Below are 20971 nucleotides of genomic sequence, written 5' to 3' on the forward strand. Positions count from 1 at the left end.
TTATTCAGCCGCGCTGCGCTTGGGCAGAACCCAATCGGGGCGCGGGAAGTGGCAGGTATAGCCGTTGGGAATACGTTCAAGGTAGTCCTGATGCTCGGGCTCAGCCTCCCAGAAATCGCTGACGGGTTCGACCTCGGTCACAACCTTGCCGGGCCAGATCCCGCTGGCGTTCACATCGGCAATCGTGTCCTCAGCCAACTGTTTCTGGGCGTCGTCCACATAGTAGATGGCCGAGCGATAGCTCATCCCGCGATCATTGCCCTGACGGTTAACGGTTGTCGGGTCGTGAATCTGAAAGAAGAACTCGAGCAGGTCGCGATAGGTAATTTGCGCTGGGTCGAAAATGATCTCGATCCCTTCGGCATGGGTGCCGTGGTTGCGATAGGTGGCGTTGGGCACGTCGCCGCCAGTATAGCCGACGCGGGTGCTGGAAACGCCGGGCAATTTACGGATCAGGTCCTGCATGCCCCAAAAGCAGCCCCCGGCCAGAACAGCGCGTTCATTGGTCATTGGATATCCTCCACATGGATCAGGTATTCACTGTACCCTTCGGCCTCCATCTCATCGCGATGAATGAACCGCAAGGAGGCGGAGTTGATACAATAGCGTAGCCCGCCGTGTTCGCGTGGACCGTCGGGGAATACGTGCCCAAGATGACTGTCGCCATGTTTCGAGCGGACCTCGGTCCGGATCATGCCAAGCGTGCGATCTTCAATCTCTTCAACATGCTCGTGCACGATGGGCTTGGTAAAGCTTGGCCAGCCACATCCGGATTCGTATTTGTGGGTCGAGGCAAATAGCGGTTCGCCCGAGACGATATCGACGTATATGCCCGGTTCCTTGTTTCCCAACAGCTTTCCAGTGCCGGGGCGTTCGGTCCCGCTGCGTTGGGTGACGTGAAATTCTTCAGGGGAAAGAGCGGCAATGGCCTCGGGGTCTTTGGTGTAGCGGGTCATGGCTTCTCCGGTGTTGATATGACTTGGACCTTTATTTGGGCATACTGGGGCAAAAATCAAAATCATATTTCAGCCTGCTCGCGTTCTCGTGCGGGTGATCCGAATGCCAAACGCACGCGTAATTCACAATAAAGGAGGTAACACCATGTTGAGACTGCTTCTGTTATCCGTCCTATTGCTGGTTGCCCGCGCTGTTCAAGCTGCACCTTTGACCGGTGAGTTTGACTCGATTGACGGCGGAACCCTTTCTCTTGAGGGGTGGAGAGGTCAGCCGGTGCTGATTGTGAACACGGCATCCCATTGCGGGTTCACGGGGCAATACGCTGGCTTACAAAAAATCCATGACACCTATGCTGATCGAGGTCTCGTGGTTTTGGCCGTCCCTTCGGATTCTTTCAATCAGGAACTGGGGTCAGCGAAAGACGTGAAACAATTCTGCGAGATGAATTTTGGTCTGACCTTGCCCATGACCGACATCACCCCAGTCAAAGGCGTCGGTGCCCATCCGTTTTATAGGGCTGTTGCCCAGCAAACGGGCTTTGTCCCCAAGTGGAATTTCAACAAGATCCTGATTGACCCAGCGGGCGAGGTTGTCGCGACGTATGGCTCGAACGTCAAACCGGATTCACCGAAGCTCTTGCGTCAGGTCGAGGCATTGCTGCGCTGATCGGTCTGCCGAGACAGCTGCACTGCCAGAATTCCCAGCGTTGTGATGCCCACGCCAACCGCATCCATCGGACCAAGCTTTTCACCCAGCAGAGCAGCAGCGACCGCGACGCCAAAGACCGGGTTCAAAAAGTGAAAAGTTGCGGCTCGGATCGCGCCGATCCTGTTCAACAAATGGAACCAGATCAGTGTCGCCAACAAGCCAGGGAACAGTGTCGTATAAGCAAAGGCCAGCATCCACGGTACGTTCGGGTGAATGTAGATCGTCTCGAATATGGGGGCCGCGAAGAACAGAATTGCCGCGCCCACCAGCATCTGTAGCCCGACCACCATCATGAAATTGCCGCCGGATGTTGCCCCGCGCACAGCCAGTGTCGCAAAGCTGAGCGCCAGCGCGCCCAGCCCGCACAGCATGACGCCAAACAGGTCGGCGCCCGCGCTAATCCGGCTGCTCATGATCAATGCGACGCCAGCGAAACCCGCCAGCAATCCGAACACGCCCAGTGGTCGAAGTTTTTCGTGAAACAGTGTCCAGCTGGCTAATGCCACGATCAGGGGCATTGTTGATGCAATAATCGCCGCAACAGATGCTTGTACGGTTTGCATTGCGTAGAAATTCAGACCCAAATAAAGGGCATTTTGGCATATTCCAAACAGAATAGTCGCGTACCATTGCGCGCGCGTCAGCCTCCAGCTTTGGCCCATCGCCCGTGCAATTGCGACCCCCAACAACCCCGAGATCAAAAATCGCAGCGCCAGTGAGAAAAGGGGCGAGGCATCGGCGACGATGATCCGCGCCGAGGTAAAGGCTGACGACCAGATGAAGGCAAATGCCAGCCCCATGGCTATGGCGCGCAGATCCATGATGACGCTCTCCCAAACGCCGCGACTGTTTCGGAATTATCTCAAACGCGCAAGCGCCGCGCGTCAAAAAAACCACAGGCCTCATCAGTTACATTCGGCATTGCGGTGTTTGTTGATTGATCAGTCAATTAAAGGTATGCGAGCCGCACTCTGACTAACCAAGGGAGGTATGTTGGTGCTTTTGGAGTATATTCTGTCTTTCGGCGTCCTGCTGGCATTGGGCCTGGTCGCTTTCTTCGTCGTGAAATGGTGGAACCTGCGTTGCGTGGGCGTCACGCCAGTGCATCTGTTCACCTTCATCGCGATCCTGTTCACGTCCGGTCTGGATGTCGGCCTGATCATGTTCCCGCTGACCGAGTTTGGCGGCTACGCCGAGGAACCGGCCTATGCCTTTGCGAATCCGCTGGCCATCGAGTTCGGGTTCTGGGGTTTCCTGATCTGGGCCTTCTACTTCCTGACAGCGTTCTATTTCTGCGTCATCGAACCCCGCGTGAAGTTCTTTGAGATCCCGCTGGTCAAGCTGATCAACAACGTGGTCATCATCGGTACCTGCGCCTTCACCGCCAGCCTGTTTCTGATCTACCTGCCTGGCTATCTGCCTGAAGTCGGAGACGGCGAATCCGTGGTTTCAACCTTCTACATCATCGTATTCGTGGTCATTCTGGCAGCGGCCTATTCTTCGACCGACCTGAAATACGTGCGTATCCTGTCCGTGGGCTCGACCTTCCTGTTCCTGGCACTGATCACCGGAATGTGGGTCGCGGCCGGCATGGGCATGACCGGATTTGTAGAAACCGGCAGTAACATCAGCGCTTACTTTGCCAACCTGCACAAGTTTGTCCTGCCGCTGACCGACTATCACGCCTTCTATTTGTTCTGGTGGTTCGCGTGGTCGATCATGATTGGCCAGTTCACCTCTCGCTTTGTCGGTGGTCTGAAAACCTGGCAATTGCTGGCGGCGCTGCTGATCTTCCCGTCGATCCCGTTGGGAATCTGGTTCACCGTTCTCTACTACTATCACCTGAACGGCATCAGCACTGCGGGCATCACCAACATCGCGATGGTGATCGTGGGCGTGACCTTTGTGATCAACTCGCTGGACTCGCTGATTAGGCTCTATACAGACAACCTGAACCTGACAGTCGAGCGGTTCGGCAAGGCGATCTACGTTGCAGGCAACGTCGCCCTGCTGTTTGTCCTGACCCTGTTGTTCCAGAGCCAGTGGCTGCAGATCCAATGGATCGGAGCGGTGGTCGTTGGCCTCTATTTGGCCTGCGTGGTCTACATCCTGATCACCAAGCGCAAAGAGGTGTTGAGCATCGATTCAATGCCCGAAGATCGTGATCTGGACTTCCACAAGGTTGAGACGGTTCACTGATTGCCGAACGGAGTTAAAGAACAGACGGGCGCCTAATCCGGCGCCCGTTTTCCGTGGTCTTGAAGTTCTATTTTGGAAAAGTCAGAACCGAAAACGGAACGCAAAACCGACAAGCGGTGCAGTGTCGTAAGATTGCCGGCTAATCTCACTTCCATTTTCGTCATCCAGAGTAAGCCGACCATCGAATTCAGCTCCGGCAAAAACGTTTAGAGAAACTCCGGGATTTGGGCTGTAATCCAAGGCCAATACAACCGGGATGCTCTTGTCTTCCCCAACGCCATCCGGCGCAAGACCTTGGTCATCCAGGCGAAAGCGGATGCGTTCAGAGCGCGCAGCCAAAGACAGGTTTATTGTGTCAGTCATGGCATAACTCAGTGTCAGCCCCGGTCCTCTGGTTGCGCCAATCCCTGATCCCGTATTCAGATTCCAACGGTCATTGATGTCCCAATCCACCAGAAGAGCCGGAAAAAAGTCCACACCTTCTTCCTCGAGTTGGGAAAATACGCCGAATGCAGGTCCAATCGTCAAGCGGCTACTGACTTCCCAAGCCAGACCGGCAAAAACCCCGTAAGTCCGCCCATCAGACGCGTCTATACCACTTTGATAATCCCATCTGATTTGTGGGGATATAAACAGTTGTGCCATTTCACCGACGCGCGCGCGTACCGGAAACGAGATCCGGATATCGCGTATGTCGGTCCATGGTTGATTGTCAGTCTGACTGAAGTCGTAGTCAAATTGCCCAAGGCTTATGGACAGGCCGAATGACGTACCATCGCCGGTATTATACAGCGAACCGCCACGAATAAAGGCACGACTTGCAGAGAAATTGCCACCTCCGCTTAAGGATGCGCTGCCTTGATACGCCGCAAGCCCATCAACCTGAAAGCCCCAACCCACAGGTTGCGCAGTCAACTGAGTTGTCCAGGTTAGAGAAAAAGCAATCGCGAGAGACGAGATTTTGGGGAAGGAGTGCGTCACGTTTTTCAAACCGATCGATGAATTCAAATGTTGTTATTCAACAACTAGACGGGTAACCCGCAAAGTACATCGAAATCTATCGGGTGTGCCAAAATTCGTCCCAACAGGCGAACAAAGAAAAAGGGCCCCCCGAAGGCGACCCTCTATCGTTTGCAGTGAAAGCTGAGATTAGCCGTTCACGCTGTCCTTCAGAGCTTTCGCGATGGTCATCTTGACCACTTTGTCGGCTTCTTTCTTGAACTGCTCGCCGGTGGCGGGGTTGCGCACCATGCGCTCGGGGCGCTCGCGGCAGTAGATTTTGCCAACGCCTGGCAGGGTCACTGCGCCGCCGGCGGAAACTTCGCGGGTGATCAGGCCAGTCATGGCCTCCAACGCTGCGTTTGCAGCTTTCTTGTCGGTTCCCATTTCCTCAGCGAGAGCAGCCACCAGCTGAGTCTTTGTCATAGGCTTTGCCATTTCTTGGTCTCCTTAACGTGCCCGATACATAGGGCCTCACCGCGTAACTGTAACGGGATATTGTGGTCGAACACAACGAATAGTAGCGTTGAAAACCCTAAAAATATGGGGAAATCGTTGCTTTTTTGCGTCAGAGAAAGGCTGTTTCGTCGAATGAACGCAATTTCCGGCTGTGCAGACGCTCTAACGGCATGCCGCGCAGATGTTCCATCGCCCGAATTCCGATTGCAAGATGGCGACTGACCTGGGTGGTATAAAAGGCAGATGCCATGCCCGGAAGCTTTAATTCGCCGTGCAGCGGTTTGTCAGAAACACACAACAATGTGCCGTAGGGAACCCGGAACCGATAGCCATTTGCGGCGATGGTTGCGCTTTCCATATCCAGTGCAATGGCGCGGGATTGGCTGAGCCTTTGCACAGGGCCGGACTGATCGCGCAGTTCCCAGTTGCGGTTGTCGACCGAGGCGACGGTGCCGGTCCGCATGATCCGCTTAAGCTCGTATCCTTCCAACTCGGTGACCTCGGCCACGGCGCTTTCCAGCGCGACCTGAACCTCGGCCAGCGGCGGGATCGGAACCCAGACCGGCAGGTCATCGTCCAGCACCTTGTCTTCACGCAGGTAGGCGTGGGCCAGAACGAAATCCCCCAGCGCCTGCGTGTTGCGCAGCCCGGCACAGTGGCCGACCATCAGCCAGGCGTGGGGCCGCAGAACGGCGATATGGTCAGTGGCCGTTTTAGCGTTCGAAGGCCCAACGCCGATATTGACCAGCGTGATCCCGGACCCATCCTCGCGTTTCAGGTGATAAGTCGGCATTTGCGGCAGCTTCAGCGGTTGGGCCAACTCTTCCTCGGAGCCCTTGATCTCGACATTCCCGGTCGAAACGAAGCTGGTGTAACCGCTGTCCGGATCGGCCAATTGCGCACGCGCGTAATTCTCGAACTCGGAGACGTAGAACTGGTAGTTCGTGAACAGGACATGGTTCTGGAAATGGCTGGGATCCGTCGCGGTATAATGCGCAAGCCGGGCCAGCGAATAGTCGACGCGTTGGGCAGTAAACAAGGCCAGCGGGCCGGCTTCATCCTCTTGGTCGTACACCCCGTTGACGATATCATCGTTGGTCGTGGTCAGGTCGGGAACGTCAAAGACATCGCGCAACGTGAACCCGGCCGCGCCCTGTTGCGGGACGTGCAGATCGGGATTGTTGGCAACCGCGAAATGCACAGGGATCGGTGTGTCGGACGGCCCAATCGTAACCGGCTGGTCGTGGTTCTTGATCAACAACGCGATCTGTTGAGTCAAATAGGACCGAAACAAATCCGGCCGCGTAACCGTTGTGGCATGAATACCGGGTTCTGAGACGTGGCCAAAACTCAGACGGCTGTCGACATGCGCATAGGACGACGTTCTGATGCGAATTTCCGGGTAATAGGCTCTAAACCGCGCCGTTGGTGCGCCATGCTCAATGGCTGCCGAGAAACTGTCGCACAGAAAGCGGGTTGCTTGTTCATAGAGCGCTTCCAACCGAGCGACCGCCGCTTTGGGGTCGGTGAATTGTTCCGGTTTGGGTGCGTCAGGTGTTTTTATTATTGTCATGCAAGTGGTTCCAGAAGATCGATTTTTTCAAAGGTGCGCACATCCACCAGACCCAGATCCGATATCCGCAATTCCGGAATCACGACCAGTGCCAAAAGTGAGTGCTGCATATATGCGTTGTTGAGGGTGCAGCCACAGGCCTCCATCGCGGCGACCATGTCTTCGGCTTTGGCGGCCACAGTTGCGGCGGGGCTGTCTGACATCAGGCCTGCGATGGGCAGTTCGACCAGCGCCAATTCTTCCCCATCGCGGAATATGGTGATGCCGCCACCTACTTCGGCCAGCCTGTTTGCGGCCAGTGCCATCTGTTCGCGATCCGTGCCGACAACGATCATGTGATGGCTGTCATGCGCCACGGTCGAGGCCATGGCCATTTTGCCCTGATATCCGAATCCGGAAACAAAAGCGTTCGTCACGCCGCCCGTCGCCCGGTGGCGTTCAACCAGTGCAATCTGGCAGACATCGCCGTCGCCCTCGACTAATCCTTCGATGATCGGCAGTTCAGCCTTCAGAGCTTTGGTCGGGGCCTGGTTTTCCACCACGCCGATCACGTTGGCCTGCACGCGGTTTGCCCCTGCAGGTGCTTGGATTTCGAAATCGGCAGCGGTCAGGGTATGCCCCAGATGCACGGTGTTCCGGGCGGTATCAGGCCAGTTGAGGTGCGGGCAGTCGACGGTGATTTTACCGTTTTCGGCCACGATCTGACCGCGCGCAATCACGGTGTCGATGGGCAGTTCTTTCAGGTCCGAGCTGAGGATGACATCCGCGCGCCGCCCCGGTGTGATCGAGCCGATTTCACGCTCCAACCCGAAGTGGGTCGCCGTGTTGATCGTTGCCATTTGAAGGGCAATCAGCGGATCACATCCGCAAGCGATGGCGTGCCGAACCACACGATTCATATGGCCGTCATTGACCAGCGTGCCTGAGTGGCAATCGTCGGTGCACAGGATAAAGTTGCGCGGGTCCAGACCTTTTTCCGTGACAGCCGTGATCTGACTTTCCACGTCATACCAGGCCGAGCCCAGCCGCATCATCGACCGCATCCCCTGCCGAACACGCGCGATCGCGTCTGCCTCGCAGGTACCTTCGTGATCATCCGCCGGACCCCCGGCAACATAGGCGGCAAAATCAGGCCCTAAATCAGGCGAAGCGTAGTGTCCTCCTACGGTTTTCCCGGCGCGTTGCGTTTCGGCGATTTCCGCCAACATCTTTGGGTCGCCATTGATGACACCGGGAAAGTTCATCATCTCGCCTAAGCCGATGATGCCGGGCCAGCTCATCGCTTCGGCCACGTCTTCGGCGGTAATTTCGTACCCTGTGGTTTCCAACCCAGGTGCAGATGGGGCGCAGGACGGCATCTGGGTGAAGATGTTCACCGGCTGCATCATCGCCTCGTCATGCATCATGCGTACGCCGTCCAGGCCAAGGACATTTGCGATCTCATGCGGGTCGGTGAACATGCTGGTGGTTCCATGCGGAATGACAGCGCGGGCAAATTCAGCCGGGGTCAGCATGCCCGATTCGATATGCATATGGGCATCACACAGGCCAGGGATCATATAGCGCCCTGTGGCCTCGATGACCTGAGTCTCTGGGCCGGTGCAAAGTGATGCATCGGGTCCGACATAAGCGATGCGTCCATCAGCGATCGCAATGTCATGATTCGGAAGGCTTTCGCGGCTGTGCACATTTACCCAGATTCCGCCGCGAATGACCGAATCTGCAGCTTCACGACCTGCGGCTACGGCAATCAAACGGAGGGCGACATCGGGCCAACTAGGGAAGGGTGTGTGTTCCATGGCCCAACTTTCCCGAATGCGCAGGAAGGTTCAACCCCTTGTGAACAGGTATCATCAAACCGTCACGCAGCGCGTCAGCGCTGCACGGCCCAACCAGAAGAGACGCCCGGCAGGGCATCGATGATGGGCGGGAGCAACCCTCGGTTATTTCTGTGTATCCTTCTCCAGTTCGCGGCGAACCCAATTGGCAAAAGCAATGGCGCCGGGGCTTTCTTCGGCGCGCGGTGACAGAAGCAGATAATAGGCTTCGGGCATGGGTGCGCGATGGGCGAACGGGGCTACTAAACGACCTTGCGCAATCAGGTCATTGGCAATGGTGTCATGCGCCAGACACAGCCCTCCGCCAGCCATGGCTACGGACAAGCTGACCAAATAGGTGGTCGAATAAGTGATTGCAGGATTTCCCCAATTTAGACCCTGTTCTTCAGTCCAACCCAGCCAGTTCGACAGCAGGTTCGAGCAGTCAAAAAGCGGCTGCTGTTGCAGGTCGTCCAACGTCACCTGATAGCCTGGCGCGCAGACTGGATAGTAGTGATCAGTTCTCAGCAATTCGGTCCGAACCGTATCTGACGGCCGTAGTGAATAACGGATTTCCACGGCGGCCCCTTCGGCCATTTCGCGCGGCTCCCAAAGCTCGGTAAAGATATTCAGCTGCACCTCGGGATGTAACGCCCGGAATTTCGGCAGTCTGGGTGCCAGCCAATTCACGGCAAAGGTGATGTTGCTTTGAACCTGAACCGCGTTCTGTTGGGCGCCGGTCACGGCCTGAGTTCCACGTACGAGTGTCCGAAATGCCTCGCGCACCACCGGAAGATACGTGATGCCCGCTTCGGTCAGTTCCAACGCGCGTGGTCGACGCAAAAACAAAGGCTGCCCAAGGTACCCTTCCAAGGACTTGATCTGCTGGCTGACCGCGCTTTGTGTCATGTTCAGATCCCGGGCTGCGCCGGTAAAGGACAAATGCCGCGCCGCCGCCTCAAACGTGCGGAGCCAACCCAGCGGAGGAAGTGGTTTTTGCATGTGTATAACCTTGCCATTAGTTCAGCTAATGGAATAGTTGTGTTTTTTTCGTTGGTCAATTTTTGACGCTACAGGCACGATTTCCGAAAGTTCTCAGCTATCCGCAAAGGAGCCCGGAATGACTGTTACAAACCTGCGCGCCAATATCGACCACTGGGCCGAACGTGTTGATCTGGCTGCAACCTTTCGCTGGGTCGAGCGGCTGAACATGCACGAAGGTGTCGCCAACCATTTTAGTCTGGCGGTGAACCCGGAAGGCACCCAGTTCCTGATGAACCCGAACCAGATGCATTTTGCGCGGGTCAAAGCGTCAAATCTGCTGTTTCTGGACGCAAATGATGCCGATGTGATGAACCAACCCGGTGCCCCGGATCCGACGGCCTGGGGTCTGCACGGCTCGATCCACCGCCACTGTCCGCATGCGCGCTGTGTGATGCACGTGCATTCGATCTTTGCGACGGTTCTGGCATCTTTGGCGGATAGCACCTTGCCCCCGATCGATCAGAACACGGCCACGTTCTACGACCGATACGTCGTGGATGAAGAGTTCGGAGGCCTCGCCTTTGAAAGCGAAGGTGAACGCTGCGCGTCGATGCTGTCGGACCCCAAGAAAAAGGTCATGATCATGGGCAATCACGGTGTTCTTGTGATCGGCAGTGACCCGGCAGATGCCTTTAACAGGCTTTATTATTTTGAACGCGCAGCGGAAACCTACATCCGAGCTCTGCAGACCGGCCAGCCATTGCGCGTCCTGCCAGATGAGATTGCCGAAAAGACTGCGCAAGAATTAGAAGACTATCCAGATCAGGCCCAGGCTCATCTGCGAGAGATCAAGGCCTTACTGGACGATTGCGGCTCTGACTACGCCACATGACAACCTCATCAGGGTAACGACCATGTCTGACACTACACAGAATCCGGAATCCGCTCGCTGGCACTATCATCCTGAAGGTCCGGTGGGGTTAAACCCCTTGTTCAATTGGCCACCACGTCCGTCAGCTGTGCTGAAATGGTACAGCGGGGCGTGGCTGCAGATCACGGCATTAACCTTGTGCCTTGCGCTGGCGGTTACCGCCTATGCTTTCTTTTTTCCGTCCTTGGAAAGTATGCAAAGCTTTGCACCGGGTTGGATGTTTCGCATTTGGCTGCTGAACATGGTGCCCCAGATACTCGTCGCAGGTGGGCTGCACTGGTGGCTGTACATGCGAAAAGGGCAGGGCATGTACAAAAAGTTCGACCGCCGCGACCTGACCCGCAACAATGGTACGTTCACATTCCGCAATCAGGTTCTGGACAATATCTGGTGGACGCTGGGCAGCGCGATGACCGTCGCGACCGTTTATCAGTGGATCATCTACTGGGCGATGGCCAACGGCTATGTGCCGACCATCACATGGTCCGGCGCGCCGGTCTGGTTCGTTGTGTGGATGGTGTTTATCCCGATGTGGTCAGGTCTGCACTTTTACTGGGTGCACCGGCTGGAACATCACCCGAAGCTCTACAAATACGTGCATGCTGTGCATCATCGTAACGTGAACATTGGGCCTTGGTCGGGAATCTCGAACCACTGGTACGAGAACCTGCTGTACTTCACGACCTATTTCATCCACCTGATCGTTCCGTCGCACCCGTTGCATGTGCTGTTCCACGCCTCCTTCCAGCAGATCAGCCCCGTGTTGTCTCATTCCGGGTTTGAAAAACTAAAGGCCGGAGACACGGATGCCGCCCGTGCCGGTGATTTCTTTCACCAGCTTCACCACCGGTATTTCGAGTGCAACTACGGCACCTCTGAAATTCCGTTCGACAAGTGGTTTGGCACGTACCATGACGGGTCGGCCGAGGCGACGACCCGGACAAGGGCGTACAAGAAACAGATGTATACCTAGCTGGTCCGAAGCGCGCGCGGCGTGACCCCGAATTCGGCTTTGAAGGCACGGGTCAGGGCGCTGGGGTCGTCATAGCCCGCGCGCAGGGCAACCTCACCGATGCTCAGGTCGGTTTCCGCCACCAGTTTGCGCGCAAGGTTCAGGCGCAGTCGGCGATAGACCTGCGCCGGGCCAGCGCCCAACTCGGACTGCATGCGGACGGACAGGGCTTTCTGCGATCGGCCAACCCGATTTGCGATTTCGGACACTGGCAAGGGGATCTCAAGGTGTTCCTGCATCAAGGCCAGCGCTTTGTTCACGTAACCGCTGGTCGCACCTGCGCCTCCCTTGTGCGAACGCGCGGAATCGCGGGTCATAAACAGCTGCGAAACTTCGAGCGCCAAGGCCTGCCCCTGATCTCGCCCAATCAGGTGCAAAACCAGATCAAAGGCCGCCATTGCCCCGGAACAAGTGATGCGATTGCGGTCGACAACATAGCGCTCGCGCCGCGCATCGATATCGGGAAACCTCTCGGTGAATCCGGTCAGCTCTTCCCAGTGAATCGTGGCGCGATGGCCGTCCAGCAGCCCTGCCTGCGCCAAAAGCCAGCTGCCAGTGTCGAGGCCTACCAGCACTTTGAACCGCTGATCCGCAGAACGCAGACCCGAAAGGGTCCGCCACCCGCCATGCGCGCGGAATCCATAAGATGGCATGACCATCAGCATGTCCCCACTGGCGGTCTGGAGTGGGCGATGCGGCGCGACCTGCAGCCCGGACGAGGATGTCACCGGATCACCCCCCAACGCAAGGAACTGCCAATCATACAATTTGCGACTAGCCAGAGTGTTTGCAGCCCGCAGCGGCTCGACCGTATTGGCCAGACAATGGTTTGAGAATCCGTCGAACAGAAGAACCCCGATTTGCTGCGGTGCAGAGGGTGATTTAGTCCATTCTTGCATGGTAAACTTCTATTTCTGCACGTTACAAATGACAAGCCGCGTCAGAATATGCCGCAACGCCAGATGTGGAGACGCCCGATGCAATATGGATTGTCCGACGAACAAGAGATGATCGTCTCTACCGTTCGCAGCTTTGTGGAAAACGAAATCTACCCGCATGAGGCGCTGGTCGAGCGCACCGGAGAAGTCCCGGAAGAGATCGCGGATGAGATCAAGCGCAAGACGATTGAACTGGGTTTTTATGCCTGTAATTTTCCCGAAAGCGTCGGTTGTGCAGGGTTGAACCATCTGGAGTTCGCGCTGGTCGAACGTGAGCTGGGCCGCGGGTCCATGGCGCTGAATCACTTCTTCGGGCGTCCTCAGAACATCCTGATGGCGTGTGAGGGCGAGCAGGTCGAACGATACTTGATGCCCGCCGTGCGTGGCGAAAGGATGGACGCGCTGGCAATGACCGAACCCGGTGCCGGGTCAGATGTTCGTGGAATGAAGTGCGCCGCGGTGCGGGATGGCGGAGACTGGGTGGTCAATGGCACCAAGCACTTCATCTCGGGCGCGGAGCACGCGGATTTCATCATCGTTTTCATCGCGACCGGAGAGGATCAGACGCCAAAAGGTCCGAAAAAGCGGATAACGGCGTTTCTGGTGGATCGCGGAACGCCCGGTTTCACCATCCGGGACGGGTACAAGTCGGTTAGCCATCGCGGTTACAAGAACATGGTTCTTGATTTCGATGATTGCCGTCTGCCGGACGCTCAGGTTCTGGGTGAGGTTGATGGCGGCTTTGAAGTGATGAACACCTGGCTTTATGCGACTCGTATCACGGTTGCTGCCATGTCCGTAGGCCGCGCACGCCGCGCTTTCGACTATGCGCTGGACTATTCCGCCACGCGCGAACAGTTCGGCCAGAAGATCGGCAAGTTTCAGGGCGTGTCCTTCCAAATCGCGGATATGATCACCGAGATTGACGCGGCGGACTTGTTGACGCTGGCCGCAGCCGACCGCCTGGACAAAGGCCTGCCTGCCAACCGCGAAATTGCTTCGGCTAAGCTCTATGCCTCGGAAATGCTCGCGCGGGTCACCGATGCCGCCATCCAAATTCACGGCGGCATGGGTCTGATGGACGATTACCCGCTTGAGCGGTTCTGGCGCGACGCGCGGGTCGAGCGTATCTGGGACGGGACCAGCGAAATTCAGCGCCACATTATCAGTCGCGATCTTTTGAGGGCACTCGGTGCGTGATGGAGGGGGCCGCCTGATGTCTTCCCTGTCACGCGTTTTGCACCCCACATCCATCGCTGTGATTGGCGGCGGCGCCTGGTGCGTCTCAGTGATCGAACAGGCCCGGAAATTCGGGTTTCAGGGCGACATCTGGCCGGTCCACCCAAAAGCCGGTCAAATCGCGGGTCTGAGTGCTTTTGCACGCCTTGAGGACCTTCCTGCGGCCCCCGACGTAGCCTTTGTTGGCATCAACCGTCATGCAACGATCGAGACGATCGCGGTCCTTTCGGCCATGGGGGCCGGGGGTGCAGTGTGTTTTGCCTCGGGATTTACCGAAGCGCATGCCGAGGACGATCAGGGTGCAGATTTGCAGGTCCGTTTGGTGCAGGCCGCAGGCGAGATGCCGATCCTGGGGCCAAACTGTTATGGCTTCGTCAACGGGTTGGACCGCGCCGCTGTTTGGCCCGATCAGCACGGCATGCGACCGGTAGATCGCGGTGTGGCGATCCTGACGCAAAGTTCGAACATAGCGATCAATATGACGATGCAGCGCCGGGCCTTGCCGCTGGCCTTTATGCTGACCAGTGGGAACCAGGCGCAAACCCATCAGGCCGACATCGCCTCGGCCCTGTTGGATGATGACCGGATCACCGCGGTAGGTGTCCACATTGAAGGCTTCGGTGACCTGCGTAAATGGGAGGCGCTGGCCAAAAAGGCGCGAGATCGTAACGTGCCGATTGTTGCGCTGAAAGTGGGCCGGTCCGCCCATGCACAGGCGGCGACGATTTCTCACACTGCATCATTGGCCGGAGGCGACGCGGGCGCGCAGGCATTTCTGGATCGCCTTGGGATCGCGCGTTTGGATGACATTCCCAGTTTCCTGGAATGCCTCAAGCTGCTGCACGTGACCGGGCGCTTGGACAGCAACGGTTTGGGGTCGATCAGTTGCTCAGGTGGTGAAGCAAGTCTGGCTGCGGACATGGCCGAGGGGCGCAATCTGCACTTCCCGCCGTTGTCGCAAGCACAAAAAGCTGACCTGCGCGATGCCTTGGGGCCGATGGTGGCCTTGGCGAACCCGCTGGATTATCACACCTATATATGGCGTGACACGCCAGCCATGACCCGCGCTTGGACTGCTATGATGGGGCCGGAACAGGCCCTGACTATGGCTATTCTCGACTATCCGCACACGGATGCGACGGATTGGGAATGCGCCACGCAGGCCGCTTTGAATAGTGTTGCTCAGACGGGGCGCCCCTTTGCGGTAACGGCGACTCTGCCGGAGCTTTTGCCCGAAGACGTTGCACAGCGATTACTCGATGGCGGTGTTATCCCTTTTGCCGGATTGCATGAAGCGCTTGCGGCAATTGAGGCGGCCGCGCGGTCGCAAGCAACAGAGGCCGAACCGGTCCTGCTGCCCTCGGATACCGTTGCGGATCATGTTCTGACCGAAGCAGAAGCCAAAAAGGCGCTGGCGGAATTCGGTGTGCGTGTACCGCTCAACGTTGTGGTACCGGCGAACCTGGCGAAACAAGCCTCTACCGCGCTGACTGGTCCATTTGCGATCAAGGGCGTCGGGCTGGCGCATAAATCGGAACATGCGGCCGTGCGCCTTGAGGTTCTCGCCGACGCTGTGGGCGAAGTCGCGGCGGATATCGGAACCGATGACGTCCTTGTTGAGGAAATGGCTGTCGGCGGCGTGGCAGAATTGTTGGTCGGCGTCACCCGAGACCCGGCCCACGGGTTCGTTCTGACGCTAGGTGCCGGAGGTGTGTTGACTGAAATCCTGCGTGACACGGTTTCCCTTTTGATCCCCTCCTCTCGCGACGCGGTGAAAGAGGCGCTGGGCAAATTGAACTGCGCACCCTTGCTGGCGGGATATCGCGGCAAACCAGCGGCAGAGATTGAGGCGATCCTGGACGCTGTCGATGCGGTGCAGGCCTATGTCATTGCCAACGCATCCCATGTCAGCGAAGTTGAAATAAACCCACTGATCTGCACACCGAACCGTGCCATAGCGGTGGATGCTCTGATCCGAAAGGCAAGTATATGAACCCGGTCAAAACCAAGCGCGATGGCGCAATTCTGGAAGTCACTTTGGACCGTCCCAAAGCGAACGCGATTGATTTGGCGACCAGCCGTGTCATGGGCGAAGTGTTTCGTGATTTCCGTGATGATCCAGATCTGCGCGTCGCCATCCTGACCGGTGGCGGCGAGAAGTTCTTTTGCCCCGGCTGGGATTTGAAAGCAGCCGCTGACGGAGACGCAGTCGACGGAGACTATGGCGTTGGTGGCTTTGGCGGGCTGCAGGAACTGCGGGACATGAACAAGCCGGTCATCGCAGCCGTCAACGGGATTGCCTGCGGCGGCGGGTTAGAATTGGCCCTGAGCGCCGACATGATCCTTGCTGCGGAACACGCCAGTTTTGCATTGCCGGAGATCCGGTCCGGCACAGTGGCCGACGCCGCTAGCGTAAAACTGCCCAAACGCATTCCGTATCATGTGGCGATGGAACTGCTGCTGACCGGGCGCTGGTTTGACCCCCAAGAGGCTAAGAACTGGGGATTGGTGAACGAAATCGTGCCGGGCGATCAACTGATGGATCGGGCATGGGAACTGGCGCGTCTTTTGGCCAGCGGTCCGCCTTTGGTTTATGCCGCAATCAAAGAGATTGTACGGGATGCCGAAGACTCCAAGTTTCAGGATGCCATGAATCGGATTACCGGGCGGCAATTGCCGACGGTTGATACCCTCTATGGCTCTGAAGACAATCTAGAAGGCGCCCGCGCTTTTGCTGAAAAGCGTGATCCCATGTGGAAAGGTCGATAGTCGGCCTAAGCGCGTTCAAACAGGGCTGTCAGCGCTGTGTCATCTTTGTTGGGGCCAGATGCAAGATCGCCATAGATGCGAACTTCGGGCAGGGTCAGGTTCCGAATCTGGCCTTGCGCTAACCGGTGCAGGGCTTCGGCAAATCCCAGCTTTTCATAATGTTGGGCATTGATCGACAGCGCGAATTGAGCACCGGGGCGGGCCACACGCAGCAGCGCAGTCAAAGCTTCTGGCCCAAGGTGGCCATGGGTGAACGTGCCGGATGAAACGATCCCGGAGTAGCTTTCGCGCGGCACCGGGATGCCTTCGTTCAGATCGGCCTCAATGGCGTCGCGGTAGATATCCTTGCGCATGGCCTGATCCAGCATCTCGGCGCTGATATCGGTGGCATCTATCGGTCCCACACCCAGCCGGGCCAGAACCGCGCCGCACAGGCCAGTGCCTGCACCTACATCAAGCACAGGCCCTTGCCCGCCGGCGCCGACAAAGGCGCGGGCGGTATGGATGTGCAGCTGATAGTCCTCGCGCGTGGCAAAGCCTTCATCGTAATCCCCGGCCCATTCAGCATAGAGACGCTTGTGGTCTTCCGGGGAATCCAGCGCGTAGGCGGCATGCAGGTCTGGTGTTTTGTCACTCATATCCAAAAGAAAGGCGCATTGGGGGATTCGAATCAAGTATCCTTGGCAGAGTTCTTGCATCTGGCGAAATTGCGGATCATCTAAGAGCGTATGACAGGCACACTATTTTCCTTCGGTCACGGGTACTCGGCACAGGCCTTGTCCCGTCAGTTGCAACCCCATGGTTGGCGTATCTTCGGCACGACGCGTGATCCGGCCCAATCGCCGGTGGTCAAGGCATCCGGCGCAGAGCCGGTGATTTGGCCGGGGCAAGTGCCACAGCTGGATGGGGTGACGCATCTTTTGATCTCGGCCGCGCCAAACGCGGACGGAGATCCGGTTCTGGCTGCATTGGCGGATGAGATTGCGGAAAGGGCGGCGCAATTCAAATGGGTTGGCTATCTGTCGACCACGGCCGTGTATGGCGATCATCAGGGCAACTGGGTCGACGAAGCCACCCCCGCGACGCCAACGGCGCAGCGCGGCAAATGGCGGGTGCAGGCGGAAGAGCAGTGGCGGAACATCCCCGGCTTGCCGACACACATTTTTCGCCTTGCAGGCATCTATGGTCCCGGTCGTGGGCCGTTTTCCAAGCTCAAGCGTGTGGGTATGCGACGTATCATCAAGCCGGGGCAGGTCTTTTCCCGAATTCATGTCGCCGACATTGCCCAGGTTCTTGCCGCGTCCATGTCCGCGCCCAATCCGGGGGCGATTTACAACGTATGTGATGATGAACCCGTTCCACCGCAGGATGTCATCGCCTATGCGGCCGAATTGCAGGGATTGTCATTGCCGCCCGAAGTACCCTTCGACGAGGCCGACATGACCCCCATGGCGCGCAGCTTTTACAATGAGAACAAGCGGGTCAGAAACGATCGGATCAAGGATGAGCTGGGTGTAAACCTGATGTATCCGAACTATAGGGTCGGATTGAGGTCGCTGATGACCGGTGACTGAGCTACCGGCCTGATTTCCGGCGATGCGCACCGGGTGCTTAGTGATAGTTTTTGGTTATCAAAACCATCCATAAAGAAAACTTATTTGCATGGTGCGAATTTGCTAGGTCTGGCGGCGACAAGACAAGAGTCGCCGATACCTTTGACAGAATGTGCGCAATCCAAGCCGTGCATCTAAAAGAGGTAAAAGTGTCATCTATATATGTTCTTGATCGCCCGCGTTTCTCACCGCGCGAACGAGCCGGATTTTAGCCAGGATTGGAGATCGACATGGACGGAAGTGATAACCCTAAAACAGGCGGATGCCCTGTAATGCACGGCGCAGGAACCCGGTCAAACCGGGATTGGTGGCCGAACCAGCTGAACCTGTCGATCCTGCACCAGAATTCGCCTGCGTCGAACCCGCTGGGGCCTGATTTCGACTACGCTGAAGAATTCAAGAAGCTGGACATGAAGGCGCTGAAAGAAGACCTGTACGCGCTGATGACCGATTCTCAGGATTGGTGGCCTGCCGACTACGGTCATTACGGCGGTCTGTTCATCCGGATGGCCTGGCACAGCGCCGGTACATATCGCACGGCGGATGGCCGTGGCGGTGCCTCGACCGGGAACCAGCGCTTTGCGCCACTGAACAGCTGGCCGGATAACGGCAACCTTGATAAGGCGCGCCGTCTGCTGTGGCCGATCAAGCAGAAATACGGCAACCAGATTTCCTGGGCCGACCTGATGATCCTTGCCGGCAATTGCGCCATTGAATCCATGGGCGGCAAGACATTTGGCTTTGCTGGTGGTCGCGCGGATATCTGGGCGCCTGAAGAAGACATCTATTGGGGTTCCGAAACTGAGTGGCTTGCCCCCACCGACAACCCGCACAGCCGGTACACTGGTGAGCGCGACATGGAAAACCCACTCGCCGCCGTTCAGATGGGTCTGATCTACGTGAACCCCGAGGGCCCGGATGGTGAACCAAACGTGTTGGCCTCGGGCCGTGATATCCGCGACACCTTTGGCCGGATGGCGATGAATGACGAGGAAACCGTCGCGTTGGTTGCTGGTGGCCACACCTTTGGTAAGGCGCACGGCGCGGGCGATCCTGATCTGGTCGGCCCCGAACCCGAAGCGGCACCGATCGAAGAGATGGGCCTTGGCTGGATCAATAAGTTCGGTTCGGGCGTCGGTGACGATACCACGACCTCGGGCATCGAGGGCGCGTGGACCGCAAACCCGATCAAATGGGACAACGGATACTTTGACCTTCTGTTTGGATATGAGTGGAACCTGACCAAAAGCCCCGCAGGCGCGTGGATCTGGGAGCCGATCGGGGTCAAGGAAGAAGACATGGCCCCGGCGGCCGGTGATCCGACCAAGAAGGTCAAAACCATGATGACCACCGCCGACATGGCGATGCGCATGGATCCGATCTATGGCCCGATCTCGAAACGCTTCCACGAGAACCCGGAAGAGTTCGCAGATGCCTTCGCGCGCGCCTGGTTCAAGCTGACCCACCGCGATATGGGGCCGCGGTCGAACTATATCGGGTCGGAAGCCCCGACCGAAGAGCTGATCTGGCAGGACAACGTGCCTGCGGTGGATCACGATCTGGTCGATGCTGCCGATGTAGCGGATTTGAAAACCAAGATCGCTGCATCCGGTCTGTCGGTGTCCGAGCTGATCTCAACCGCATGGGCCTCGGCCTCGACCTTCCGCGGGTCGGACAAGCGGGGCGGTGCCAACGGCGCCCGTATCCGTCTTGCGCCTCAGAAGGATTGGGATGTCAACGAGCCAATGAAACTGTCCAAGGTGCTGGACGCGCTGACAGGCGTTCAAGAGGCGTTCAACGGCGCGCAGTCAGGCAACAAGAAAGTGTCGCTGGCCGACCTGATCGTTCTGGCCGGTGCCGTCGGCATCGAGCAGGCTGCCAAAGCTGGTGGTCAGGATGTCGAGGTTCCGTTCACCCCGGGCCGCACCGATGCATCGCAAGAGCAGACCGATGTGGACAGCGTCGCAGTCCTGGAGCCCGCAGCAGACGGTTTCCGCAACTACCAAAAGGCCGACTACACCGTCTCGCCCGAAGAGTTACTGGTCGATCGCGCACAATTGTTGACCTTGTCCGCACCAGAGATGACGGCACTTGTCGGTGGCCTGCGTGTTTTGGGCGCCAACTTCGGTGACGCCAAGCATGGGGTGTTCACGGATCGTGTGGGTGTACTCAGCAATGACTTCTTCACCAACATTCTGGACATGGGCACCGAATGGAAACCTGCCGGCAAGGGCGTTTATGAAGGTCGTGACCGCGCCAGCGGTGAGATCAAATGGACCGGTACACGCGTCGATCTGGTCTTCGGTTCCAACTCGCAACTGCGGGCGCTTGCTGAGGTCTACGGTCAGACGGGTGCCGAGGGTAAATTCGTCTGTGACTTTGTCTCGGCCTGGAACAAGGTGATGAACGCGGATCGATTTGATCTGAAGTAAACCGACGATCATCGCAGAGGTAGCGCCGCCCGAGGGGACTCGGGCGGCGTTTTCTTTGGGTCGAGTCCCGCGGGCATACCAAGCATTGGGTACGATTCCGTCCAAAGCCTTGACTAACCCGCGCGTCACGCATCGCCCAGCCCTGTTTCTTACCCAAATTATTAAGCTAACTTATTGTTTTCATTAACATGGGCGAGTTTCTGCAGAGAAATATGAAGTTTTTTCAAAATGGGGGTTGCAGGTCCCAGACCTAATCCGTAAATACCCCTTCACCGGCGCTGCTGAGGCGGTGCTGACGGGTCGGAGAGACGGCCGGACGGGTTGGAGAGACAGCCGGACGC

19 protein-coding genes are annotated in these 20971 nt (G+C 57.4%); 9 read left to right on the top strand and 10 right to left on the bottom strand.

Going from position 1 to position 20971, the window contains the following annotated elements:
- On the bottom strand, positions 1-510 hold the full coding sequence (msrA, locus tag AC2FI9_RS21270) for a peptide-methionine (S)-S-oxide reductase MsrA (protein WP_496770561.1): 510 nt from the start codon (positions 508-510) through the stop codon (positions 1-3).
- Positions 507-956, bottom strand: a complete 450-nt coding sequence (gene msrB / locus AC2FI9_RS21275) for a peptide-methionine (R)-S-oxide reductase MsrB (protein WP_496741454.1) — start codon at positions 954-956, stop codon at positions 507-509. Before msrB ends, msrA begins: the two co-directional genes overlap by 4 nt.
- 145 nt (positions 957-1101) lie before the next feature.
- Between msrB and AC2FI9_RS21280 the strand changes: the two genes are divergently transcribed.
- Complete coding sequence (locus AC2FI9_RS21280; RefSeq protein ID WP_496770563.1) at positions 1102-1623, top strand: glutathione peroxidase; 522 nt, start codon at positions 1102-1104, stop codon at positions 1621-1623.
- On the opposite strand, the gene AC2FI9_RS21285 is transcribed toward AC2FI9_RS21280, so the two are convergent.
- On the bottom strand, positions 1599-2486 hold the full coding sequence (locus AC2FI9_RS21285; RefSeq protein ID WP_496727332.1) for a DMT family transporter: 888 nt from the start codon (positions 2484-2486) through the stop codon (positions 1599-1601). The two genes, AC2FI9_RS21280 and AC2FI9_RS21285, sit on opposite strands and share 25 nt — an antisense overlap.
- Before the next feature lie 181 nt (positions 2487-2667).
- Between AC2FI9_RS21285 and AC2FI9_RS21290 the strand changes: the two genes are divergently transcribed.
- Entirely contained in the window at positions 2668-3864 is a 1197-nt protein-coding gene (locus AC2FI9_RS21290) for a BCCT family transporter (RefSeq protein ID WP_496770591.1), read from the top strand.
- Between the two features lie 81 nt (positions 3865-3945).
- On the opposite strand, the gene AC2FI9_RS21295 is transcribed toward AC2FI9_RS21290, so the two are convergent.
- From AC2FI9_RS21295 to AC2FI9_RS21315, 5 genes are all read right to left on the bottom strand, one after another.
- Entirely contained in the window at positions 3946-4779 is an 834-nt protein-coding gene (locus tag AC2FI9_RS21295) for a hypothetical protein (RefSeq protein ID WP_496770565.1), read from the bottom strand.
- 234 nt (positions 4780-5013) lie between these two features.
- Positions 5014-5301: an HU family DNA-binding protein gene (locus tag AC2FI9_RS21300; protein ID WP_039533371.1), complete on the bottom strand. Its 288-nt coding sequence runs from the start codon at positions 5299-5301 to the stop codon at positions 5014-5016.
- 130 nt (positions 5302-5431) lie between these two features.
- On the bottom strand, positions 5432-6895 hold the full coding sequence (locus AC2FI9_RS21305; RefSeq protein ID WP_496770567.1) for an AMP nucleosidase: 1464 nt from the start codon (positions 6893-6895) through the stop codon (positions 5432-5434).
- Entirely contained in the window at positions 6892-8694 is a 1803-nt protein-coding gene (gene ade / locus AC2FI9_RS21310) for an adenine deaminase (protein ID WP_496770569.1), read from the bottom strand. The genes AC2FI9_RS21305 and ade overlap by 4 nt, the downstream gene beginning before the upstream one ends.
- A 144-nt stretch (positions 8695-8838) precedes the next feature.
- The gene (locus AC2FI9_RS21315) at positions 8839-9714 is read right to left on the bottom strand and encodes a LysR substrate-binding domain-containing protein (RefSeq protein WP_496770571.1); all 876 of its coding nucleotides are present in this window, start codon (positions 9712-9714) and stop codon (positions 8839-8841) included.
- A 118-nt stretch (positions 9715-9832) separates the two neighbouring features.
- Between AC2FI9_RS21315 and AC2FI9_RS21320 the strand changes: the two genes are divergently transcribed.
- Both AC2FI9_RS21320 and AC2FI9_RS21325 read left to right on the top strand, forming a co-directional pair.
- Positions 9833-10588, top strand: a complete 756-nt coding sequence (locus AC2FI9_RS21320; RefSeq protein WP_496770574.1) for a class II aldolase and adducin N-terminal domain-containing protein — start codon at positions 9833-9835, stop codon at positions 10586-10588.
- 22 nt (positions 10589-10610) lie between these two features.
- Positions 10611-11600: a sterol desaturase family protein gene (locus AC2FI9_RS21325; RefSeq protein WP_496770576.1), complete on the top strand. Its 990-nt coding sequence runs from the start codon at positions 10611-10613 to the stop codon at positions 11598-11600.
- On the opposite strand, the gene AC2FI9_RS21330 is transcribed toward AC2FI9_RS21325, so the two are convergent.
- Positions 11597-12538: a GlxA family transcriptional regulator gene (locus AC2FI9_RS21330; RefSeq protein ID WP_496770579.1), complete on the bottom strand. Its 942-nt coding sequence runs from the start codon at positions 12536-12538 to the stop codon at positions 11597-11599. The two genes, AC2FI9_RS21325 and AC2FI9_RS21330, sit on opposite strands and share 4 nt — an antisense overlap.
- Before the next feature lie 78 nt (positions 12539-12616).
- Between AC2FI9_RS21330 and AC2FI9_RS21335 the strand changes: the two genes are divergently transcribed.
- Genes AC2FI9_RS21335 through AC2FI9_RS21345 form a run of 3 tightly spaced genes read left to right on the top strand, consistent with a single transcriptional unit; the run spans position 12617 to position 16585 of the window.
- On the top strand, positions 12617-13777 hold the full coding sequence (locus AC2FI9_RS21335; RefSeq protein ID WP_109313076.1) for an acyl-CoA dehydrogenase family protein: 1161 nt from the start codon (positions 12617-12619) through the stop codon (positions 13775-13777).
- Positions 13778-13793: 16 nt separating this feature from the next.
- Entirely contained in the window at positions 13794-15809 is a 2016-nt protein-coding gene (locus AC2FI9_RS21340) for an acetate--CoA ligase family protein (RefSeq protein ID WP_496770581.1), read from the top strand.
- On the top strand, positions 15806-16585 hold the full coding sequence (locus AC2FI9_RS21345; protein WP_496737291.1) for a carnitinyl-CoA dehydratase: 780 nt from the start codon (positions 15806-15808) through the stop codon (positions 16583-16585). The genes AC2FI9_RS21340 and AC2FI9_RS21345 overlap by 4 nt, the downstream gene beginning before the upstream one ends.
- Before the next feature lie 5 nt (positions 16586-16590).
- On the opposite strand, the gene AC2FI9_RS21350 is transcribed toward AC2FI9_RS21345, so the two are convergent.
- A complete protein-coding gene (locus AC2FI9_RS21350; RefSeq protein WP_496770583.1) occupies positions 16591-17223 on the bottom strand; it encodes a class I SAM-dependent DNA methyltransferase in 633 nt (210 codons plus the stop codon).
- A 90-nt stretch (positions 17224-17313) separates the two neighbouring features.
- Here AC2FI9_RS21350 and AC2FI9_RS21355 point away from each other — a divergent pair, with 90 nt between their 5' ends.
- Positions 17314-18159 carry an SDR family oxidoreductase gene (locus AC2FI9_RS21355; RefSeq protein WP_496770585.1) on the top strand — a complete coding sequence of 282 codons (846 nt, stop codon included), beginning with the start codon at positions 17314-17316 and terminating at the stop codon, positions 18157-18159.
- A 269-nt stretch (positions 18160-18428) separates the two neighbouring features.
- Positions 18429-20630, top strand: a complete 2202-nt coding sequence (katG, locus tag AC2FI9_RS21360) for a catalase/peroxidase HPI (protein WP_496770588.1) — start codon at positions 18429-18431, stop codon at positions 20628-20630.
- Positions 20631-20971: the final 341 nt, after the last annotated feature.

The organism is Ruegeria sp. CDSA246 (assembly GCF_059611225.1).

Coding starts and splice junctions, on each gene's coding strand:
- AC2FI9_RS21350 (WP_496770583.1), bottom strand. CDS start 17,223: ATGAGTGACAAAACACCAGACCTGCATGCCGCCTACGCGCTGGATTCC.
- AC2FI9_RS21315 (WP_496770571.1), bottom strand. CDS start 9,714: ATGCAAAAACCACTTCCTCCGCTGGGTTGGCTCCGCACGTTTGAGGCG.
- AC2FI9_RS21345 (WP_496737291.1), top strand. CDS start 15,806: ATGAACCCGGTCAAAACCAAGCGCGATGGCGCAATTCTGGAAGTCACT.
- AC2FI9_RS21340 (WP_496770581.1), top strand. CDS start 13,794: ATGTCTTCCCTGTCACGCGTTTTGCACCCCACATCCATCGCTGTGATT.
- AC2FI9_RS21355 (WP_496770585.1), top strand. CDS start 17,314: ATGACAGGCACACTATTTTCCTTCGGTCACGGGTACTCGGCACAGGCC.
- AC2FI9_RS21335 (WP_109313076.1), top strand. CDS start 12,617: ATGCAATATGGATTGTCCGACGAACAAGAGATGATCGTCTCTACCGTT.
- AC2FI9_RS21320 (WP_496770574.1), top strand. CDS start 9,833: ATGACTGTTACAAACCTGCGCGCCAATATCGACCACTGGGCCGAACGT.
- AC2FI9_RS21300 (WP_039533371.1), bottom strand. CDS start 5,301: ATGGCAAAGCCTATGACAAAGACTCAGCTGGTGGCTGCTCTCGCTGAG.
- msrA (WP_496770561.1), bottom strand. CDS start 510: ATGACCAATGAACGCGCTGTTCTGGCCGGGGGCTGCTTTTGGGGCATG.
- ade (WP_496770569.1), bottom strand. CDS start 8,694: ATGGAACACACACCCTTCCCTAGTTGGCCCGATGTCGCCCTCCGTTTG.
- AC2FI9_RS21280 (WP_496770563.1), top strand. CDS start 1,102: ATGTTGAGACTGCTTCTGTTATCCGTCCTATTGCTGGTTGCCCGCGCT.
- AC2FI9_RS21285 (WP_496727332.1), bottom strand. CDS start 2,486: ATGGATCTGCGCGCCATAGCCATGGGGCTGGCATTTGCCTTCATCTGG.
- AC2FI9_RS21305 (WP_496770567.1), bottom strand. CDS start 6,895: ATGACAATAATAAAAACACCTGACGCACCCAAACCGGAACAATTCACC.
- AC2FI9_RS21330 (WP_496770579.1), bottom strand. CDS start 12,538: ATGCAAGAATGGACTAAATCACCCTCTGCACCGCAGCAAATCGGGGTT.
- AC2FI9_RS21325 (WP_496770576.1), top strand. CDS start 10,611: ATGTCTGACACTACACAGAATCCGGAATCCGCTCGCTGGCACTATCAT.
- msrB (WP_496741454.1), bottom strand. CDS start 956: ATGACCCGCTACACCAAAGACCCCGAGGCCATTGCCGCTCTTTCCCCT.
- katG (WP_496770588.1), top strand. CDS start 18,429: ATGGACGGAAGTGATAACCCTAAAACAGGCGGATGCCCTGTAATGCAC.